Genomic DNA, 21155 nt, shown 5'->3' with positions numbered 1-21155 from the left:
TAATTGTTGAGCAAAATTAATGCAAAAAAAATGAGCATTCACCTAAGTGAAGCTCTTAAAATGTTTCTATATCGAGAAACGGGGGATGTTCTTATTGTGCTCAATTCATTTAAATTTTATACTTGTATTAATAAAAAAAGTAAGGAGTCATGAAAATGAATTCTTTTCGTTATACAAAAATGCATGGATTAGGAAATAACTATATTTATGTAAATATGTTTGAAGAAAATTTAAGAGAAAAAGAGCTTTCTAAACTTGCAGTTGAAGTTTCAAATATTAATACAGGTATTGGTAGTGATGGAATGATATTAATCTGTCCATCAGAAGTTGCAGATGTAAAAATGCGAGTATTTAATAATGATGGGTCAGAAGCTAAAAATTGTGGTAATGGTCTTAGATGTGTAGCTAAATATGCATATGAACATGGAATTGCAAATAATACTTCATTTAAGATTGAAACGATCAGTACAATTGTTGAAGCAACGGTACATGTTGAAAATAATATTGTTAATCAAGTAACAGTAAACATGGGGAAACCAATATTCCAAAGATCACAAATCCCAATGATTGGTGATGACCAGGAATATGCTAAGGACAGAATTTTCTTTGAAGAAAAAAGCTATGAATTTTCAGCAGTTTCGATGGGAAATCCACATGCTGTTTTTGAAGTAACTGATATAAAAAAGGCACCATTAACAACTTTAGGTCCAATTGTTGAAAAACATGATTTATTTCCTGAAAGCGTAAATGTTGAATTTATCGAATGTTTGCCGCATAATGAGATAAATTTCGTTGTATGGGAGCGAGGTTCTGGTGTAACTCAGGCCTGTGGAACAGGAGCTTGTGCTGCAGCAGTCGCTATGATACAAGAAGGTAAATATAAACGAGATGAACCGATAACTGTTCACCTCCAAGGTGGAGATTTACAAATTACTTGGTCTGCTGATGGGGATGTATGGATGAAAGGCCCAGCAGTTACAATAACAGAAGGCATATACTATACTCAAAGAGGAGTGAAATAAATGATTACAGTTACTGAACAAGCAGGTTTAAAAATTAAAGAAATGATTGAAAACGAAGAAGATCAAAACACTTTTGTACGCTTGGGAGTAAAAGGTGGAGGTTGCTCTGGACTTTCATATGGACTTGGTTTCGATCCACAAAAAAATGATGATGACACAGAATTAGAATATCATGGCATTAAGTTTTTAATTGATAATGAAAGTGCTCCAATTTTAAAGGGAGTTGTAATTGATTTCAAGGAGTCATTACTAGGTGGAGGATTTACAATCGAAAATCCAAATGCAATCGCATCATGTGGATGTGGTTCTAGTTTTAGAACAGCTACGAATGCAGGTACACCTGAAGAGTGCTAATTCAGACTGCCCGCCAAGCGCTTGCAATCAGTCTGAAAATCAAGTTTTTAGTACTTTGTCTAAACACTGATAGGATACGTTTGTATCCTATTTTTTCTATTATACAAACTAGGCAAAATTCTTAATTGTTAATATTTTTACAAATTCAGGGTAAATTATTGAATCTTTTTTGAAGTTGTGTACTATTATATAGTGTAGATAAAAATTTGAATTAGTTTTTTAAGAAGTTGGTTGTGAAATGGTTCACGAATTGTGTTGTACTTTGTTCAATATATCACAAGTAAGATTAAAATTATTTTAGAAACATTAAAGAACTATGACCTGGTTGTACTTTCGCAGTTGAACCAATATATGTTATAGCATGGTTGATTGCTGTTGGTGCTTCACCAAATCTAGAAGCAATTAGTTTAACTTTTCCATCGTATGTACAAATATCGCCAGCAGCATAAATACCTGGACCATTTGTTTCCATGTGTGAGTTAACAATGTATAAATGCATGTCATCTATAATAGAATAATATCATATTTTATACCGATTAACTGAGGTGTGGATCAAAAAATAACCAATTTCGCTTAATATTTTGAGAATTCTACCGATTAGATTTATGCTTGAAATCTTACACAAAAAACTTTAATATTGTTATAGGCTAATTGTTAACATTTTGTGACAATTATTACGAAATATTTAGACAAATCTCCCTATATAAACGTTTGCTCACTTATGTACTAATTTATAATGAGTTAGATTGCTCACTATTGAGCTTAGTTATAAATTTAGAGATATTACGGCAAATTGTAGGTACTTAATATAATTTAAAAGGATGGTATGTATATCATGAATAAGCCTAAGATTGTAATCCTTGGAGCTGGGTACGGTGGAATTATTACTGCAACTCGACTTCAAAAAACATTATCTGCAAATGAAGCGGACATTACACTAGTAAATAAAAACAGCTACCACTACCAAGCAACATGGTTACATGAAAATGCAGCAGGTACATTACACCATGACCGTACACGTCTTGATATTAAAGACGTGATTAATCAAGATAAAATTAACTTTATTCAAGATACTGTTACTCAAATCAAACCTGAAGAGAAGAAAGTATTACTTTCTAATGGCGAATTAGATTATGATTATTTAGTAGTTGGACTAGGTTTTGAGTCAGAGACTTTTGGAATTAAAGGATTAAAAGAACATGCATTCTCAATTGCTAACATTAATGCTGCTCGTCAAATTCGTGAGCATATTGATTACAGCTTCTCTAAATACTACAACACTCCAGTTGAAAAGCGCGATGAGTTATTAACGATTATCGTTGGTGGTGCTGGATTTACTGGTATTGAATTTGTTGGTGAACTTGCAAACCGTGTTCCAGAATTATGCAAAGAATATGATATCGATCGTGATTTAGTTCGTATTATTTGTGTAGAGGCTGCACCAATGGTATTACCAGGTTTTGATCCTGAATTAGTTGACTATGCTGTTTCTCAATTAGAGAAAAAAGGTGTAGAATTCAAAATTGGTACAGCTATTAAAGAATGTACTGAAGATGGGATCATCGTTGCTAAAGGTGATGTAGAAGAAAAAATTAACTCTGCAACAGTTGTATGGGCTGCAGGTGTACGTGGAAATGCATTAGTAGAGGAATCTGGTTTTGAGGCTATGCGTGGACGTGTAAAAGTTACAAAAGATATGCGTGTTCCTGGAAATGACGATGTATTCATCGTTGGTGACTCTGCTTTATTAATTGACGAAGCAAGTAACCGTCCATACCCACCAACAGCACAAATTGCAATTCAACAAGGATTTAATGTTGCACACAACTTAGCAGTACTAGTTCGTGGAAAAGGTGAATTAGAAGAATTCACACCAGACATTAAAGGTACAGTATGTTCATTAGGACATGATGATGCAATTGGCGTAGTTTACGGTAAAAAATTAACTGGTTGGAAAGCTTCATTTATGAAAAAAGTAATTGATAACCGTTATTTATTCGTACTTGGTGGACCAATGTTAGTTCTTAAAAAAGGTAAATTAAACTTGCTATAAGCATATTAGGATATTAGCTCGACGTAAGTCGGGCTTTTTCTTTGTATATTATTTAAATGTGAATTGGCAGCAGGGGTTGACGTAGTTTCCAATTTTAAGTATTAAGTGTAGGTTCAACTACGCCTCTGTCTTCACCTAAAAAGCTCGCCAATAGACGCGTTTTCTTTATCGTAAAGGTGGTCATTATAGATGAGTAAAAGAGGCAATGTATGGTTAGGGGTAGCTGGTTTAGTGAAAGACTCTGACGGAAGATGGTTAGTTGTAAAGAAAAAATATAGTGGCTTAAAAGGTTTATGGTCTTTACCAGCAGGTTTTGTAAAACAAGATGAAACTATTGACCAAGCAGTTTTAAGAGAGATTAATGAGGAAACAGGCGTAAATGCAACTTTAATTGGTTTAATAGGTGTTAGGACTGGCGTGATTCGCGAAGAAATTAGTGATAATATGTTAATTTTCTTATTACAGGCAGATGATACAACGATATCGATTCAAGAAGAAGAGTTATCAGATGCACGTTTTATATCTGAAGAAGAGCTACTAAAGGATCCTACATCTTCATTACTAATTAAATACTTAATTGAAAATCCGCCGAATAAACCAATGAATGTAGTTAAAGGTTTAAACCCAGGAAATCAATTCCAATATACAACCTATCACTTTATTAAGTAATTTTTCAATAATTTGAATTTTTTTAAAATTGACGATAGGACAAGAAGGTTTTACACTGTATATAGAAAAAATGTGGGGTGTTTTTTATATGGTGATGAGTATTCCAGTTTTACTAATTTCAATTTTGTTATTTTTCGTATTAGCTTTTGGAATCGGTTTCCTTGCAAATATGCTTTTTCGAACAACTTGGTTTATGGTAGTAATCTATCCACTATTAATCGTTATGATTGTGGACAAGATTAGTACGGTAAAATATTTTACGAATACTACTGTAGCTTTTGAGACATTAAAGTCAAACTTAATGGCAGTAGGAACTGGTGATATTGTTATTTTAACAGCAGGTTTAGTAGGGGCAATTATGTCAGGAGTCGTAATCCTTTCATTAAGAAAAAATGGATATCAAATGTTCTAACTTCTAACTTTCTCATATATGAGAAAGTTTTTTTTATATTTTTTTTGTTTTAGGGAAAGATGAAAAGATGAAAAGGAGTGAAATGATTCATTGGGTATAAATAAAAAATTATTTAGACGTGTTATTTTATCTATTTTATTCATTATTGCTTTGTTTTCTTCTTTAAAAATCCTTGCAAATATTCAAGTAGCTACTATAAAAGGCTGGTTTAGTGAATCAATTGCAATAAATAAAGTATTTGCTGAAGAAAATAAAACGATCACAAATGAGAGCATAATGATTACGATGGCAAAAAACATCGAACATAATACGAATTGGAATAATTATAAAAAGGTAACAGTTACTGCAACTGGCTATACAGCTGGAAGAGAATCGACAGGAAAAAGTCCTAAAGACCATTCATATGGAATTACTTATTCAGGTGTGGAAGTAAAGAGGGATTTATTTTCAACCATTGCAGCCGACTTAAACGTATTTCCGATAGGAACGGTTTTATTTATTCCTGGCTATGGATATGGCGTGGTAGCAGATAAAGGTGCAGCGGTAAAGGGACATCATCTGGATTTATATTTTCAAACTGTTGGAGATGTATTTGAGCATTGGGGAAAGAAGAAATTGGCTGTTTATATAATAAAGCAAGGGTCAGGAAGATTTACTGAATCAGATCTTAAAGAATTGAATGAACAAAACTCATTACAAGTATTTAGGCAGCAATCAAAGAATCAAATTGGAGAATAGATTATGGAAAAAATAAATTATAGCTTAACAATTAATGCACCAATTGAAGCTGTTTTTGAAGTTGTTGATTCAGATGAGCATTTAAAAAAGTGGATGGATGGTTTCATAGAGAATAAGTATGACGAAAATTTTAACAGAGAAAAACCTGTTGGTCATAAGTTTAAGCAAAAGTTAGAAGAAGATGGGGAAATTCGAGAATATGATGGTGAAATCATTTCTTATAGCCCGCCAAAAGAATTAGGTATTCGATTAAAGCATACTAATTTTACAGCTGATGCGGTCTATCGCTTTTTTTCTGTTGAATCAAATCAAACCCGCGTAGATTATGAATGTAGCTTGGAAATGTCTTCAGTAGTAGCAAAAATGACGGGCTTCATATTCAGTTGGTTCACAAAACGAATTGTAGTAAAACAAATGAGTAGTTTAAAAGAATATGCAGAAAAGCGATTTGATGGTGTATTATAAAAACATGCCCCTTGCATTAATAGCAAGGGGTTTACAACGTTAATAGGATATTTATTTTGAATAAAAGGAAAATCTTTTCATTATCTCGAATTTAAAATAAGTAAAATTTTATAATAAAATAGAAATTGTTATCTTTTGTTCAAACAAGTAAGCAAAAAAACAGAGTTGTTTAAAGGGAGTAAGCTTTAATGGAGAGGTGGAGGCGTAATGGAGGAGAAAATGACCTTAATGCATGCTTTAGGCATGACGATAGAGTCTGTTGAAGAAGGAAAAGTAGTGATGAAAATGGAGGTAACGGAAAAAGTACACCAACCGTTTGGTTATTTACACGGTGGTGCTTCAGTTGCTTTAGCTGAAACAGTTGCGAGTGTAGGAACGTTTTCGATGATTGATCAAGAGAATCAACTTGCTTTTGGTCTTGAAATAAACGCAAATCATTTACGTTCTGTTCGTGACGGTGTCGTAACAGCAGTCGGAACTGCAGTACATACAGGTAAAACGACAATGGTTTGGGATATAAAAATTTACTCCGAGGATGAGCAGTTAGTTTGTATCTCGAGATGTACAGTTGCGATTAAAGATAAACGAAATTAACATAAAGAGCTGCTAAATTACGATTGTAATTTAGCAGTTTTTTTATGACCGAGGATATCAAGCTAATAACACTTGGTAAATGGAACAGTCAGGTTTCTTAAATATTAAAATGCAATTTAAAATGACTATTTCTAAAAAGAAAAAATAGAAACTCATCAATTTTATCGTAAACTTATGGTAAAATAATTAAGTTGTGTATATAAAATTTCGAAGATAAGTGAGACATCCTCTATTTAAGGAATTAGAAATTTTTGAGATAGAGAAGAAAGGAGACATTTGATGAAAAATATATATTACACAGGCTTTAATGCACTTTTATCAATTATTATGTTTACGGTCGCCATTACATTAAACTTCTTTCAAATGACTATAAACTTTTTATCAGTATCTGGTATTCTACAACCACTTACAGATCTACTTCCAGAGAAGGAAATTAGAATCCTTACATTTCTAGGTATAGCATTTCTTTTCTATTTAGTTTTGAGTGGATTCAAATTAATTTCTGATATGATCTGGCAATTTGCGCTACTACTATTTTCAAAGGACAATGAAGGAGTCGACTTATTAGCAACAAAGAAATATTCTTTCGTCTTTTTAATAGGTGGATTAATTGCTATCTTTTTAAATAAATCTTTAGTGTATATTGCTATTATTTTAATAGTATCAGTAATTGCATTTTATATTTTATTTTTAATAAAGCAAAGATCTAACTATACAATTGTAGGGGTCATTGGTTTTATAATGATCCAATTAATCGTTTGGGGATTAGTAGGAAGCGGAGTTGTATATGGCGCTTTTACAGTTCTAGCTAAATTTAAAACTTCAATGCCATTTTAAAAAAGTAGCACTTTTGAGTATCTCAAAAGTGCTACTTTTTTGTTTATAGATTAATATAATTGGCCATTCACAACGATATTTTGCCATATGCGCTGAGTAGGTGGATAAGAATAGTTTTTAGGAATTGGGATTCTTTGTTTATCATTACCAATCCACGTACCAATTGTATAATTTGAAGTTAACCCCATGAACCATAGATTCGTATTATCGTTAGTTGTACCTGTTTTACCGCCAATATAGTTTAACGGCATATAGATATGTTTAGCCGTACCATCTTTAACTACAGAGTTTAACATGCTTCTCATCGTTTCGTTTGTTGATGGATTGTAAACACGAATTGCTTTAGGTTCATTATCGTATAATACCGTACCATCTCTTAACGTGATTTTTTTAATTGCGGTATTTTCATAAAATACCCCATTGTTTCCAAATGTAGAGTATGCATCTGCCATTTCTAATGGTGACATACCGACATTGAAGCCACCAAGAGCACGACCTAGCTCTACACGGTCTTCATTTGTAATCGTTCTAAACCCAAACTTATCTAAGTATGAATAACCTACACGTGGTGTAAGTTGCTCATATAATCGAACTGCAGCCGTATTAAATGAGTTCTGCATAGCAGTACGTATAGTTACATCCCCGTATTCTTTTTTACTATCATTTTTAGGACAATACGTGCCTTTACAGTAGTTATCTGCGTTTACTTTTGTATCTGGTGTAGCCCCAAAGGTTTCGATATATGGTGCATAAACTAGTAATGGTTTAATTGTTGAACCTGGCTGTCTAAATGATTGAAATGCTCGATTTAGATTGTGAGGTTCATAGTTTCTTCCACCAGAAATAGCAATAATTTCATGTGTATCATTTCTTATTACAACTGCTGCGCCCTGTGTATTTGTTGAAAGCGTTCCTCGATTAACTGCGTTAACTGTCGCTTGTTGTACTGAAGGACTTAAGCTTGTATAGACTTTTAAGCCTTGATTTTGTAAATATAATGCTCTCTCTTGAACAGTTTTTAATTTTTTTAATTCAGTTTGTTGTGCCGCTGATAGCTTGCTAGTATTAAATTTTCCTTTTTTACCAGCTAAAATACTCTTCAGTTCAGAATCTACGTAAGAATAGTAATCAGGATATTCCTGTGTTTTACTATCTTTCTTTAGCGTAATTTTTTCTTTCATAGCAGCAGTATACTGTTGTTCAGTGATTTTTCCCTGATCTCTAAGTATACCTAAAATTCTTTCTTGACGCTTCTTAGCATTATTAAAGTTTTTCAAAGGATCATATAAAGTTGGGTTATTTGGAATTGTACATACGAAAGCTGTTTGAGCAATACTCAAATCTTTTGCCGATTTGCTAAAATATGCTTTACTTGCAGCTTCAATTCCATAGTTTCGATTTGCAAAATAAATTGTATTAATGTACATTTCTAAAATTTCATCTTTAGAATACTGTTTTTCAAGTTGTAAAGAGATTTGAATCTCTTTTATTTTGCGTTCGACTGTACGTGCTTGAGTTAAATATAAGTTTCTTGCAAGTTGCTGAGTAATTGTACTAGCTCCCTGTTCTATTCCACTATTCGAAACATTCACCATAAATGCCCTAGCAACTCCAAATAAATCAATACCTTTATGTGTATAAAAATATCGATCTTCGGTAGAAATAAAGATATCTTTTACTAGTTGCGGAATATCACCGCTTTTTAAATTAATTCTATTATCACCAGAAGCAGGAATATAAAAAGGATTATTATTTCGATCATAAAAAACACTGTTCTGTGATAAAGAAACAACAGGCAGTTCTTCTACCTTTTTTTTGGGAATATGTTTTGAAGTCTCATATGCCATCATAGCTTGCTGAGATGTGAAATAAAAGACAAGAAAGCTTATTATAATAATAATAAATCCAATAATTTTTTTCATAATAGCCCTCTATATACTTTCTATTTTTTAATTCGTTTAAGAAAAAATTAAACGAACGATATTATTTTAACACGATTTTTCATCTTGATGGGTATCTTATGTTATTTTTTACACAAATTGGTTGTATTAATAAAATAAGGAATAAAGTTGAAAATAGGCAATTTGTCTTACTTGAATATTCGTTAATCATATAAGACAATAAGTAAAAATCAGAAAATTTATTTTTCTGGAGGTGAGGAAATGAAAGAGCAGTTCCTGTTTATTGATTTTGAATTTACAATGCCCGATGGAAAATCAAAAGGAATTAAATTTTTTCCGGAAATCATTGAAGTTGGTTTTGTAAGTGTCATTAATGATGAGATTAATCAAACATATTCTTCGTTTGTTAAACCGCTGCAATTTCCAACGTTATCCTCAAGATGTAAAAGGTTTCTAAATATCTCTCAAGAAAATGTTGACCATGGAATACAGTTAAAAGAACTTGGAGAAATATTAAATGAAGCGACAAAAAACTATAGAACCACAGTGATTACTTGGGGCAACATGGATATGAGAGTATTAAAACATAATTGCGAGGCTGCGAATATTTCATTCCCAATTCATGGGGAAGTAAGAGACTTATGTCTTGAGTATAAAACCTTCTTCGGTAACCAAAATCAAACTGGCCTTTGGAACGCAATGAAAGAGTATGGAAAAGATGGAACTGGAAATCACCACAAAGCACTAGACGATGCATTAACAACATATCATATTTATAAATTAGTTGAAAAAGATAAGCAATACATGAAAAAACCTGCACCAGCGACTTTGGGAGACTTAATTGATTTTTCATTACTAAAGAAAAGAATATCTTCATACTAAAAACCAATTGATTTTAAATCAGTTGGTTTTTTATTTTATTGAATAACAACCATGTCAATTAAATTACCAAATTTTCGAAAAGGAGTAGAGTGATGTTGATTTCCACTACAGGATGCTCGCTTTCCATGGGGCGAGATTCTTTCGCCTCCTCGGCGCCGCCTGCTAAGGTCTCAGCCTTCCGGCTAATCCCATAGGAGTCGAGCATCTCTTTTGTTCCAATCAACTTATTCATCAAAAAAAGTCTGCAACAAAACCTAATCAAATAGCCTTTACTTAGAGTATTCTAAGAGTTGTATATTAATTGCTTGTAGGTCAATTAATATGTGAGCATTAATTAAACTAATCAATTGAATTTGTTTTACTAAAAATAAGCTCATAATATTATTAACTTCTGAAAAAAACTTACTAGTGTTATTGGAATCATGAAATTGCTCAAACATAGTAACATTTAAAACCGTTAATAAATCATCCAAAAAAAAATAATTTCAACATTAAATAAATGTTCATTTAATGTCCGTTTTACCTTTTGACCATTTTATGTGGTTGAAAGAGAGATTCTGAAGTTAAGATCCTAATTCACTGACATATTTTATAAGTGCGAATAATGGAGTTAAATTAAATGTTTTTAATATTTTTTGATGTATAAGACGTTCATGAGTTTCACTTACCATTGGATTACAAATAGAAAATCATTAGTATCTTAACTATCAATAAAAAATCTCTCGACCAATACCTCATTTTTCTTTGATTATTAAAGAATACTTTGTATAATTGGCAGTGGGAGTGATGGGACTATGATGGAGTTTTTATATTTTCCTGAAGATAAAACAGAGTATATACCTGCCGTTATTTCATTAATCATTTTTATGATAGGTGCATTTATTACTTTTTACTTAATTAAAAAGGCATCGCTGAAAGAAGAAAAGCGTATAACAGAATTAATGGAATCAAAAGAAAAAAAATCATTACGTGAATAAAATAATTCAAAATGGGGACTTAATAAGGAAGGTCTCTTTTTTTTGATTTACATCACATTTTTATCACATTTCTGTGATAGATTTATTTTTGTGAATTTATTAGCTAAATAGACTAATTCAAATCTGCTCAACAAAGCGAGTTTAAAACATTAACTATATCGATCTAAAATTTAAGATCTGTTTAATTTAGCAGAATCTTAGGAGGAAATACATATGAAAAAACTACTAAGTCTATTAATTGTCAGCATTATGATTACTGCAGGATGTTCTAATGAGAAGAAGAAGGAACCAGTAGTTGAAAAACCAGTTGATGTAAATATACTTCTGCCGACATCCGATATAAATTTAAATAAAGAAATTACAATACGTGCTGAAGTTAGTCAAAATAATAAAGCTGTTTCTGACGCTGATGAAGTTCAATTTGAAATTGGTAAAAATGGTGAAGATAGTATTGCCATGCTTGATGCAAAAAATGGTGCAGATGGTATTTATTCAGCTACATACAAATTTACTGATCCAGGAGATTACTATGTAATTGCCCATGTTACTGCTAGGGATCAACATTCAATGCCTAAAAAGGATTTTAAAGTTCAAACTACTACCGCAACTAGTAATAGTAATGGTGAAAAAAGTGAGCATGAAGCTCACAGTGGAGATGATCATCATGGCAATGTAATGATTCATTTAATGGGTACTGAAAATATAGATGCAAATAAAGAAAATCTATTTACGATTCATCTTATGACGAATGATGGAAAACCGCTAGAAAAAGCGAATGTGCGAATTGAAACATGGAAAGATGAGCAAGGAAAGCATGACTATACTGATGCAAAAGAAGCTGCACCAGGCGAATATGAAGTTAAGTATACTTTTAAAGAAAAAGGAACAAATACAGTAAAGGTTCATGTTGAAAAAGAAGAACTACATGACCATACTGAAAAAGAAGTCACTGTAAATTAAATAATAATGAAGGCTATCCTATCTTTGATGAATAGAAGGATAGCCTCTTTTATATAAAAGCTTGAAGTCAAGAGCTACTGACTGATATCGCTTTTATGGGGGTGAATATTTTGAGAAAAATTTCGATTTTCAGTACGATTTTACTTTTCTTATTTTGTACTGGCTGTGTGCCAAATAATATGTCACACATTAAGGATTCGGAAAATGTCCTTATTTCAGTAAATAAAAAAGTGGGAAGTTTAACGTTCCTAAATTTAGATGACTTACATAAAGTAACAGATTGGAATTTAAATAGAGATGTAAGTGGAGCAGTATTATTACAAGACGGAGAAGATATTGCCTTATATCATCCAACGAATCCAAAAATAGATATTTATCATCTTTCAACAGGGGACCATGTCGATAGTTGGAACGTTGGTATTGGTATTACTAATATAATTTCTTTAAAAAGTAATCAGGTGATTGCTGTAACGAATGGAAAAAAGAATAACATTACATTTTTAAATCGTAAGGGTAAGGTTCTTAAAAAAATTAAAATAGGTAGAAATCCAATTTCGATGGTTGAAGATAGGATTCATCATAGATTATATGTTAGCTTGTTTAATGAACGAAAAGTAATTGGAATAAACTTAAGTAGTTTTAATATTGAACAAACAATCGAAGTACCGTACACATCGGTAGGCTTAATTTTAAACAAAGATTCATCTGAACTATATGTTGGGGGACATGGAAATGGTGAAGAGGAAAATGAGGACGTAAAAGTATATTCAACTATTACTGGTAAGCAACAAAAGTCACTTCATACGCCTTTAATGCCTATTTCGTTTTTTCAAAATGAAGATGGATTGTTTACGATTGCCCATGGAACCAATCAAATTTATAAGTTAAATCCGAATGTAGTTAATCAGACTAAGTTTATTGAAGTTGGATCGAATCCATATACAGCTATTGGTTTTAAACATACTGCGTATGCAGCTAGCTATGATTTAAATAAGCTGTACGAAATAAATACGACAACGATGAAAATTGAAAGAGAAGTTGCAGTAGGAAGAGGACCTTTTCAATTATTGTTAAGAGAGGGCATTCGTCATGATTGAAAGAAAGATATTGATTGTTGATGATGAACAAGAAATTTGCCAATTGGTTGGAATGTATTTAGAAAATAGTGGATATAGTTGGGACGAAGCAAACAATGGTGAGAGTGCATTGTCAAAAATAAGTCAATCAAACTATGATTTATTAATTTTAGATATAATGATGCCGATAATGGATGGATGGACCCTTTGTAAAAAGATTAGAGAAACATCAAATGTACCTGTGATTTTCTTGACAGCAAAAGGTGAAGAGTGGGATAAGGTAAATGGATTAAAAATGGGAGCGGATGATTATATCGTAAAACCATTTAGTCCTGGAGAATTAATTGCAAGAGTAGATGCAGTTTTAAGAAGAACGAAAAATTCGGATGCTTCCGTTTTACAGATTGGCCAAATCAAAATAAATGAAAAGTCTAGGAATGCTTTTGTATCAGACAAACCTTTATCACTTACTTTAAAAGAATATGATTTGCTTCTTTTCTTTTGTAAGAACCAAGACCACGTTTTTAGCCGCGAACAAATTTTAGAAAAGGTTTGGGGTTTCGATTATTTTGGTACAGCTAGAACAGTTGATACACATATAAAAACATTAAGAATTAAATTAGGACAGGATGCAGATTATATTTCTACGGTTTGGGGTGTAGGGTATAAATTTGGGATAAACGGATGAGGAAATTACTCTATTCGTTATCGTTTTTACAAAAGCTTTGGTTAACGATTTGTTTAATCGTAATTTGTACAACAATCTTTTTCTTTTTAATGTTTCAGTTTGCATATAAGCAATTATATGTTTCATATGTTCGTTCCACTTTAATCCAAGAAGGTACAAGTTTAGTAAAACATTATCATAAAACGAATAATGTTAGTGACTTTTCAGAATTTGTTTCAAAATTTGATGCTGTTTCAAATGCCAATGTTTTATTTATTAGTAATCCAAGAGATTTAAGTGCATGTATCCCTTATAATGTAAGCCACCAATCTTTCATTACTGAAGATGATCGTGAAACTTTATTAAAAGGAAAAGTGATTACGAAGACAGGATTTGAAAAAAGATTTAAGCATCAAATTATCGGTGTCGTTGTTCCGGTTGTAAAAAAAGAAAAACTTGAAGGAATTATTTATTTACACTTACCTTTAAGGAGTGTTACTGAATTAATCCAACAATCAAAATGGATCTTTACGATTAGTACATTATTATTTGCTTTCATTATTCTTTTAATTGGCAGAAGTATAATAAAACAAATGATTAAGCCTTTATCAAGAATGGAGCAAATATCTTATAAAATGGCAAATGGTGATTACACCGAACGTATACACTACAATAGTGGTGATGAAATAGGAAAATTAGCTACTGCGTTTAACTCGATGTCTGATTCTTTACAAAAAGAAGATGAAAATAGAAAAGAGTTTTTAGCCAATGTTTCTCATGAATTAAGAACGCCGTTAAGTTATGTTAAGGGATATAGTGAAGCAATTTTAGATGGTGTAATAAAACAAGAACAACAACTAAAATATGTTGGTATCATTCAGAAAGAGGCTAGTCGGATGCAAAGATTAGTTAGAGATTTACTTGACTTGGCCACATTAGATGGTCAGCAATTTCCACTTAGTCAAGAACCTAATGTAATTGCTCAGCTAATTGAAGATACAATCGAAACATATTCTCAGATTCTTATTAAACGGAATATTAAAATTCAAAAGAATTTAGATGAGACGATTATCGCAAATGTTGACCCAGATCGTTTTCAACAGGTAATCCACAATTTACTTGATAACTCAATTCGTTACACACCTATAGGTAAAACGATTTATATTACACTATTTCAAGATAAACAAGTTACGTTGGAAATTTTAGATGAAGGAAAGGGAATTCCATCTGAAGAGATTCCACATTTAGGAGAAAGATTTTATCGAGTCGATAAAGCAAGATCAAGAAACGAAGGTGGAACTGGATTAGGACTTGCTATCGTAAAGCATATTATTGACCAACACAATGGTAAGATAAAATTTATGAATATAGATGGTAAAGGTTTGAAGGTTATTATTACTTTGCCGATATTTGAAATATAATAAATGTGAAAAAGAGTCCAAGGTTCGAGGACTCTTTTTTTATACAAAATTTGAAATACGTTCATAAATATGTTCAGGAATTTCTTCAGGAATTAAGTGTCCTGCTTCTGGATAAGTATATAAAGTTGAGTATCTTAAATCTCGATGCAATCTTTCGCCTACTTCTAATGGAACTACTTTATCTTTTTCACCCCAAATTAATAGAGTAGGTACAGATATATTTTGTAAATCTTCAGGACTTAAATCACCTTCTCGATCACGAATCATCTTTGTTAATGCTCTAAAAATTTCATCTTGTAAAAAAGGTTCCTTGTATCCGTTTATCATCTCATCATCGATTAACTTCTGATCATGAACAACTGAAATTAGTGAATTCATAATGCCTTGTTTAGCTAAATGCCTTTTTATATATAGATAGAAAAAAGGAAAATAAGATGAAATAATTAAATGTGGATTTGCCCTTCCTAAATAACCAGAACTACATAATAAAATCACTTTTTTAACAAGCTCCGGTTCTTTCTTTGTTACATATAAAGCAATTTGCCCACCCATAGAATGTCCGACTAAATAAATGTTTTGTAAATTTAAATGATTTACAAGAGAGATTACGACATTCGCAAAGTTATCATACGAATATTTAAAATTTAAATGTTTTCCACTTTTACCAAACGGGGGGAGGTCAATTACGACAACAACATGATCTTTTGAGATAAAAGGGATTAGTCTTCGGAAACTGAAGCAAGATGATAAAAAACCGTGAATTAATACAAATACTTTTGAATCTTGCTTATTGCTATTATGGTATCCGTAAAGTTCATAATAAACATCAAGTCCAGAAACCTTATATGTTGACTGCATTGTTCTAGAATGATTCATCATCCAAACTCTCCTTTAAGTTTTTGGATTATTATGTCCAAACAAAAGGAATACATTCTATATCTAAGTAATGCTCTGTATGTCACCATATGTTATGCAAATCGCTAAAATACTTTTAAATTATAAGTTTTTCGTCAATTCTAAATAGAGACAAAGTATTTATTTAAAATAATTGAAATAGCCCAACCTTTAAAGTGACTATAATAAGTAAAGGGATTTTAGAAAAGAAGTGCCATTTATAAGTAGTGAGCAAACTTTAAAAGTTGGTCTGTGTGTGCTAAAATTTAGTTAGTGGAATTGAACGAAAATTAGGAGTGTTTTGAATGGCACAAAACTACAATATTGGAAAAGTTTACACTGGTAAAGTAACAGGGATTCAAACGTATGGTGCCTTTATTTCACTTGATCACCAAACACAAGGACTAGTACATATTTCCGAAATTATTAATGGATATGTTCGCGATATTCGAGACTATATTTCTGTTGGGCAATTAGTAAATGTACGTGTACTGTCTATTGATGAGATGACAGGAAAAATAAGTTTGTCTTTAAAAGGAGCAAGTATCGATCAAGGATTTAATGGTGACGAGAGCTTAAAACATGCAGCTAGACTATTAAGAGAGCTTAAACCTGATGGATTTAGCACCCTGCATAAAAAATTAAATGAATGGCTTCGCGTTGAGATGAAGAAAGAAAATATGACGAATTAAAAAGGAAGGGGATACCCTTCCTTTTTAATTCTTAGAAAAGTATAGATACAAAAGAGACTAATTCGTCTGCGATTTATCTAACTTCATTTGTTTCAGGATGTGTTCCTAGCTCTTCTGAAGGTTTAAATAATAAGCCAAGGTTAATTAATCCTGAAATACCAACGATACCATAAATAATTCGAGCAAATGCAGAATCTGCACCACCAAAAATTGCTGCAACTAAATCAAATTGAAAAAATCCAATTAAACCCCAGTTTATAGCCCCAATAATTGTAAAAATAAGTGCAATACGTTGTAATGTACTCATATAGGTTAACCTCCTTTTTTATGACCTTCTAACATAGCTTTCCTCAATTGTTTTTGTTTATGTACTCAAAAATAATTATAAGGAGAAATGTCTTTTAAGTTTTTGTTAATTTTTTCACATAAATATAATTGCATTTACTTGCTTTCAATTATTTAATTAGGTACATTGTAAAGGTATTACAACTATTTAAGGAGGTTTGATGTATGACTTCTCATATTAAATTTGACTATTCAAAAGCAAAAATGTTTTTTCAAGATCATGAAATATCATATTTAAGGGATGCAGTGAAATTATTTCACCATACAATTCATGAAAAAACAGGAGCAGGTAGCGACTATTTAGGATGGGTAGAGTTACCTAATGACTATGACAAAGAAGAATTTTCTCGAATTCAAAAAGCAGCAGAGAAAATTAAATCAGATTCAGACGTTCTTTTAGTAATTGGTATCGGTGGATCTTATTTAGGTGCACGCGCTGCAATTGAAATGTTACAACATTCATTTTTTAATATTGCTTCTAAAGAAGAAAGAAAAGCACCTCAAGTTTTCTTCGTAGGAAATAATATTAGTTCTACATATATGCACGATTTAACTCAAGTTTTAAAGGATAAGGATTTTTCTATTAATGTTATCTCAAAATCTGGGACAACTACTGAACCAGCTATTGCATTCCGTATTTTTAGAAAGCTGTTAGAAGAAAAATATGGTGTTGAAGAAGCTAAACATCGTATTTATGCTACAACTGATAAAGCACGCGGGGCATTAAAAACGGTTGCTGATGAAAAGGGATATGAAACATTTGTTATTCCTGACGATGTAGGTGGACGTTATTCAGTATTAACTGCAGTTGGTTTATTACCAATTGCTGCAGCGGGTATTGATATTGAACAAATGATGAAGGGTGCACAAGATGCATATAGAGAATACAACTCTTCAGAATTAGAAGATAATCAAGCATATCAATATGCAGTTGTTCGAAATGTTTTATATAACAAAGGTAAAACAATTGAGATGCTTGTTAACTACGAACCATCTTTACAATACTTTGGAGAATGGTGGAAGCAATTATTTGGAGAGAGTGAAGGGAAAGACCAAAAAGGGATCTATCCATCTTCAGCAAACTTCTCAACGGATTTACATTCTCTTGGACAATATGTACAAGAAGGTCGACGTGATTTATTTGAAACAGTTTTATCTGTTGAAAATCCTCGCCATGAATTAACAATTGAACTTGAGGATAACGACTCTGACGGATTAAATTATCTTGCTGGTAAAACTGTAGATTTTGTTAATAAAAAAGCATTTGAAGGTACAATATTAGCTCATGCTGACGGTGGAGTACCAAATCTAATTGTTTCATTACCAAAATTAGATGAGTATACTTTCGGTTATACAGTATACTTCTTTGAACTAGCTTGTGCGATGAGTGGATATTTACTTGGTGTAAATCCGTTTGATCAACCAGGTGTTGAAGCATACAAGAAAAACATGTTTGCATTATTAGGTAAACCAGGATTTGAAGAACTAAAAATGCAATTAGAAGAACGCTTAAAATAATATAAAGACAAAAGGACCGTTGTTAAATTTACTTTAACAGCGGTTTTTTTATTGAAATTACAAATTAATATTCATGTTTTTACTTAATAAGAAAATACTATTAAAAAAGGAGGAGAAAAGCATGTATCCTTTAAAATCAAAATTAGAGAATGCAATATTTCCGCTTAATGATATTGAGGGGAAATTAAAAAATCATGGATTTGTAATTGGAGCAAACTGGGAATATGATCATGGGAGTTTTGATTTATTAATGCAGGATGATGACGGGTATCAATATTTAAGATTACCTTTTAATGTTACTTCAGGTTCGTTAGATATGAATGGAGCAGTTATACAATTTGATACTCCCTTTTTATTAACTCATATTTATAATGAGGGGCTAGATGATAATGTTGGTTTAGAGGGGAATTTAACTGGATCATTAAACCAGTTCCAAGAACCAATTGAAAAAGATGGAAAAGTTCCTAGAAAATATCAAATAAAAGGGTTTGAAATTCTTAAGAGAATTGAGGACGAACTTTTATAAAAAAAGAGCCAACCCTTTTGGATTGGCTCTTTTTTGATAGCAATTGTTAAGTAAGTAAGATAAGAAAATCATCTTTTGCAATTTTAATACTTTTATCGGGTCTGATGATTGTTTGTTTATCTCGAATGATTCCAATAATCATTTTATCGTTGTTTAATTCTTCAACTACAATATCGAAATAAAATTTTCCAATCATTTTTTGTTCAACTTCCAAGATTTTTACTGTAAAGTTTTCTAATTGATTTGTTAACTTAAGTACAACATCTGAATATCCTCTATGCATAATCGAACCTGACATTACAAAGGAAGTTAACAAATTCGCTTCAATTATTTCATTGGCGCCAGCTCGATTTGCGTTAATAACTTGATTTTTGGTTAAGATTTCTGCGATACAATTAATTGATTGGTTAAGACCTTTCGTAGCGATGATTGTTAAAATTGTTTGCATATCAGCATCTTGCTCATTTTTATTTTGATCAGCTGTAATTAAGATTGTTTTAGCAAATTTTATATTTGCTTTTTCTAAAACTGAGTCATTAGAGGCAGAGCCTTTTACAAAGTGCACCTTATCTAAATCATTAGGTAATAACTCTAAACTTTCATCAATTAATACGATAGAGATCTGGTTTGAAGATGCACGTAGTTGTTTAATAACATTCTTAACTCGTTCATTCCAACCTACTATTATAATATGGTTCTTTCTTGTAAATGTAAGTGTACCTCTAAAATCCGCGTCTTGGTTCCTAAATGTTTGTGCCGTGAATGAAATCATATAAAAGGAACCAAATCCAGTACCTAGTAGAATTAATATAACTGCAAAAAAACGTCCAACTGGAGATAAAGGTACGTAATCACCGTAGCCTACTGTAAACGTAGTTACTATTGACCACCACATACCGTCCCAAACAGTTGGAAAAGTAAATGGCTCAGCGAAATGGATGATCGATCCGAAAATAGCAATCAACGAAAATAAAATTAAAGTAATTTTTAATAGTGTATAGGATTTAAAATAGATAGGTTGGTTACGAAATACTTTCAAGCTTATACCTCCATCGCAATTTCGTAACACTTATTTTTACCAATATGCAATAACTTATCACTACTATATACTTTCTATTTCAATTCCACGGATGTTTTTTATTTGTTCAATATCATAATAAATTTCTGTCGTTCTTCGTTTATTAAACACTAATAATTTCATTTGGACATAATGTTCATCATTATTTAATCCTTTAATTTTAATGTTTTTAACTGTAATATCGTGAGCGGTAATTTGATCAATGACAATATTTATATTTTCGCTTCCTAATACTGTTAGCTTCAAACTTATATCTCTTTCTTTTAATCTTTTAGGACCAAGCTTGTTAATTAGGTAAGGAATTAATTCTACACTTATTATTAATAAGCCTACACCTGCTAATGCCTCGGCGTAAAAGCCAGCTCCAACAATTATTCCGATACCCGATGCTCCCCAAATCATTGCAGCTGTTGTTAATCCGGCTATTGTATCATTACCTCTTCGGAGAATTACTCCAGCTCCAACGAAACCGATTCCTGATACTATTTGAGCCGGTAAACGTAACGGATCCATGGTTATATTTAAATAATCACTCCCATGAAATGAAAAGGCAGAACTAATAGAAACAATTGTTAATAGGCAACTCATTATTGAAATAACAAGGCATGTTTTTAATCCAAGAGGTTTTCTTTTTAACTCTCTTTCTAAACCGATAACGGAACCTAACATTGCTGATACTAGTAATTTTATGAGGATATCTGGTTGTAGATCCATTTTCTAAACCCCTTTTCTATATAGTTTATGGCTAATTCGACATTGCCTATTACACTTCCTTCGTAATATATATAAATTTTTTTATCATTTATAAAAAAAATGAGAAAAAGGGCTTGTCATAATCTAAATGGGATGTTATATTTATATACGTCGCCAAGATGGTTCGACAAAAAACGAAATGAAGCAAAAAAAATAAAAAAAAATATTGACTCGCTGTTGAAGAGATGTTAATATGAAAAAGTCGCAAATGACGCGACAAAGTGAACTTTGAAAACTAAACAAAACATGAAGTAAACGTCAATTATTAGTTTTTTGAGCAATACAAGATTTAAACTTAACTTTTATGGAGAGTTTGATCCT

General features: G+C 31.7%; 24 protein-coding genes and 1 pseudogene. 18 read left to right on the top strand and 7 right to left on the bottom strand.

Translation table 11 applies throughout. The annotated features are described in order from the left end of the window. Nucleotides 1-155 precede the first annotated feature (155 nt). Both dapF and ACFVRR_RS10460 read left to right on the top strand, forming a co-directional pair. Entirely contained in the window at nt 156-1022 is an 867-nt protein-coding gene (gene dapF / locus ACFVRR_RS10465) for a diaminopimelate epimerase (RefSeq protein WP_387327889.1), read from the top strand. After that, nucleotides 1023-1376, top strand: coding sequence for a HesB/IscA family protein (locus ACFVRR_RS10460; protein WP_098565754.1), 354 nt, complete (start codon nt 1023-1025; stop codon nt 1374-1376). It abuts the gene before it with no gap. A gap of 292 nt (nt 1377-1668) precedes the next feature. Here the strand turns inward: ACFVRR_RS10460 and ACFVRR_RS10455 are convergent. Further along, nucleotides 1669-1863: pseudogene (locus ACFVRR_RS10455) on the bottom strand (ferredoxin--NADP(+) reductase); the annotation flags it as partial. Between the two features lie 348 nt (nt 1864-2211). Here ACFVRR_RS10455 and ACFVRR_RS10450 point away from each other — a divergent pair. The 7 genes from ACFVRR_RS10450 to ACFVRR_RS10420 all read left to right on the top strand — a co-directional run bounded on the left by ACFVRR_RS10450 (nt 2212) and on the right by ACFVRR_RS10420 (nt 7144). Next, nucleotides 2212-3429 carry an NAD(P)/FAD-dependent oxidoreductase gene (locus ACFVRR_RS10450; protein ID WP_141437789.1) on the top strand — a complete coding sequence of 406 codons (1218 nt, stop codon included), beginning with the start codon at nt 2212-2214 and terminating at the stop codon, nt 3427-3429. 189 nt (nt 3430-3618) lie between these two features. Beyond that, nucleotides 3619-4098 carry an NUDIX domain-containing protein gene (locus ACFVRR_RS10445; protein ID WP_387327884.1) on the top strand — a complete coding sequence of 160 codons (480 nt, stop codon included), beginning with the start codon at nt 3619-3621 and terminating at the stop codon, nt 4096-4098. 94 nt (nt 4099-4192) lie between these two features. Then, the gene (locus ACFVRR_RS10440; protein WP_286133565.1) at nt 4193-4510 is read left to right on the top strand and encodes a YuiB family protein; all 318 of its coding nucleotides are present in this window, start codon (nt 4193-4195) and stop codon (nt 4508-4510) included. 90 nt (nt 4511-4600) lie between these two features. After that, nucleotides 4601-5248 (top strand): 3D domain-containing protein, encoded by a 648-nt coding sequence (locus tag ACFVRR_RS10435; RefSeq protein ID WP_387327881.1) that lies wholly within the window; start codon nt 4601-4603, stop codon nt 5246-5248. A 3-nt stretch (nt 5249-5251) separates the two neighbouring features. Further along, on the top strand, nt 5252-5713 hold the full coding sequence (locus tag ACFVRR_RS10430; RefSeq protein ID WP_097976377.1) for an SRPBCC family protein: 462 nt from the start codon (nt 5252-5254) through the stop codon (nt 5711-5713). Nucleotides 5714-5920: 207 nt separating this feature from the next. Next, complete coding sequence (locus tag ACFVRR_RS10425; protein WP_387327878.1) at nt 5921-6307, top strand: PaaI family thioesterase; 387 nt, start codon at nt 5921-5923, stop codon at nt 6305-6307. A gap of 279 nt (nt 6308-6586) precedes the next feature. Beyond that, nucleotides 6587-7144, top strand: coding sequence for a DUF5366 family protein (locus tag ACFVRR_RS10420; protein ID WP_387327875.1), 558 nt, complete (start codon nt 6587-6589; stop codon nt 7142-7144). A 50-nt stretch (nt 7145-7194) separates the two neighbouring features. Here the strand turns inward: ACFVRR_RS10420 and ACFVRR_RS10415 are convergent, their stop codons facing one another. Continuing rightward, nucleotides 7195-9066, bottom strand: a complete 1872-nt coding sequence (locus ACFVRR_RS10415; RefSeq protein ID WP_387327872.1) for a transglycosylase domain-containing protein — start codon at nt 9064-9066, stop codon at nt 7195-7197. A gap of 240 nt (nt 9067-9306) precedes the next feature. Here ACFVRR_RS10415 and kapD point away from each other — a divergent pair, with 240 nt between their 5' ends. Then, nucleotides 9307-9927: a 3'-5' exonuclease KapD gene (gene kapD, locus ACFVRR_RS10410; RefSeq protein WP_069034803.1), complete on the top strand. Its 621-nt coding sequence runs from the start codon at nt 9307-9309 to the stop codon at nt 9925-9927. A gap of 58 nt (nt 9928-9985) precedes the next feature. Here the strand turns inward: kapD and ACFVRR_RS10405 are convergent, their stop codons facing one another. Then, nucleotides 9986-10159, bottom strand: a complete 174-nt coding sequence (locus ACFVRR_RS10405) for a hypothetical protein (protein ID WP_387327869.1) — start codon at nt 10157-10159, stop codon at nt 9986-9988. A 562-nt stretch (nt 10160-10721) separates the two neighbouring features. Here ACFVRR_RS10405 and ACFVRR_RS10400 point away from each other — a divergent pair. The 5 genes from ACFVRR_RS10400 (at nt 10722) to ACFVRR_RS10380 (ending at nt 15028) form a co-directional block, all read left to right on the top strand. Then, nucleotides 10722-10904, top strand: a complete 183-nt coding sequence (locus ACFVRR_RS10400) for a hypothetical protein (RefSeq protein WP_069034802.1) — start codon at nt 10722-10724, stop codon at nt 10902-10904. 213 nt (nt 10905-11117) lie between these two features. After that, a complete protein-coding gene (locus ACFVRR_RS10395; protein ID WP_387327866.1) occupies nt 11118-11864 on the top strand; it encodes a FixH family protein in 747 nt (248 codons plus the stop codon). 110 nt (nt 11865-11974) lie between these two features. Continuing rightward, on the top strand, nt 11975-12961 hold the full coding sequence (locus ACFVRR_RS10390; protein ID WP_387327864.1) for a YncE family protein: 987 nt from the start codon (nt 11975-11977) through the stop codon (nt 12959-12961). Beyond that, on the top strand, nt 12954-13628 hold the full coding sequence (locus ACFVRR_RS10385) for a response regulator transcription factor (protein ID WP_097977240.1): 675 nt from the start codon (nt 12954-12956) through the stop codon (nt 13626-13628). The genes ACFVRR_RS10390 and ACFVRR_RS10385 overlap by 8 nt, the downstream gene beginning before the upstream one ends. Next, nucleotides 13625-15028, top strand: coding sequence for a sensor histidine kinase (locus tag ACFVRR_RS10380; RefSeq protein ID WP_387327861.1), 1404 nt, complete (start codon nt 13625-13627; stop codon nt 15026-15028). Before ACFVRR_RS10385 ends, ACFVRR_RS10380 begins: the two co-directional genes overlap by 4 nt. A 39-nt stretch (nt 15029-15067) precedes the next feature. On the opposite strand, the gene ACFVRR_RS10375 is transcribed toward ACFVRR_RS10380, so the two are convergent. Then, nucleotides 15068-15904, bottom strand: a complete 837-nt coding sequence (locus ACFVRR_RS10375) for an alpha/beta fold hydrolase (RefSeq protein ID WP_286133595.1) — start codon at nt 15902-15904, stop codon at nt 15068-15070. 323 nt (nt 15905-16227) lie between these two features. Here ACFVRR_RS10375 and ACFVRR_RS10370 point away from each other — a divergent pair, with 323 nt between their 5' ends. Next, on the top strand, nt 16228-16614 hold the full coding sequence (locus ACFVRR_RS10370) for a CvfD/Ygs/GSP13 family RNA-binding post-transcriptional regulator (RefSeq protein ID WP_098861035.1): 387 nt from the start codon (nt 16228-16230) through the stop codon (nt 16612-16614). Nucleotides 16615-16687: 73 nt separating this feature from the next. Here ACFVRR_RS10370 and ACFVRR_RS10365 read toward each other — a convergent pair whose 3' ends face one another. After that, nucleotides 16688-16921, bottom strand: coding sequence for a DUF378 domain-containing protein (locus ACFVRR_RS10365; protein ID WP_056468643.1), 234 nt, complete (start codon nt 16919-16921; stop codon nt 16688-16690). A gap of 203 nt (nt 16922-17124) precedes the next feature. Here ACFVRR_RS10365 and ACFVRR_RS10360 point away from each other — a divergent pair, with 203 nt between their 5' ends. Continuing rightward, a complete protein-coding gene (locus ACFVRR_RS10360) occupies nt 17125-18477 on the top strand; it encodes a glucose-6-phosphate isomerase (RefSeq protein WP_387327857.1) in 1353 nt (450 codons plus the stop codon). A gap of 121 nt (nt 18478-18598) precedes the next feature. Further along, nucleotides 18599-19003, top strand: a complete 405-nt coding sequence (locus ACFVRR_RS10355) for a YugN family protein (protein WP_098233887.1) — start codon at nt 18599-18601, stop codon at nt 19001-19003. Nucleotides 19004-19049: 46 nt separating this feature from the next. On the opposite strand, the gene ACFVRR_RS10350 is transcribed toward ACFVRR_RS10355, so the two are convergent. Further along, entirely contained in the window at nt 19050-20042 is a 993-nt protein-coding gene (locus tag ACFVRR_RS10350; protein ID WP_387327853.1) for a potassium channel family protein, read from the bottom strand. Nucleotides 20043-20105: 63 nt separating this feature from the next. After that, nucleotides 20106-20795: an MgtC/SapB family protein gene (locus tag ACFVRR_RS10345; RefSeq protein WP_387327850.1), complete on the bottom strand. Its 690-nt coding sequence runs from the start codon at nt 20793-20795 to the stop codon at nt 20106-20108. Nucleotides 20796-21155: the final 360 nt, after the last annotated feature.

Source organism: Gottfriedia sp. NPDC057948 (assembly GCF_042887255.1).
In the GTDB taxonomy this organism is placed as follows: domain Bacteria; phylum Bacillota; class Bacilli; order Bacillales; family Bacillaceae_G; genus Gottfriedia.
The sequence above is the reverse complement of the archived record's forward strand: the minus strand, read 5'-3'. Positions and strand labels throughout refer to the sequence as shown.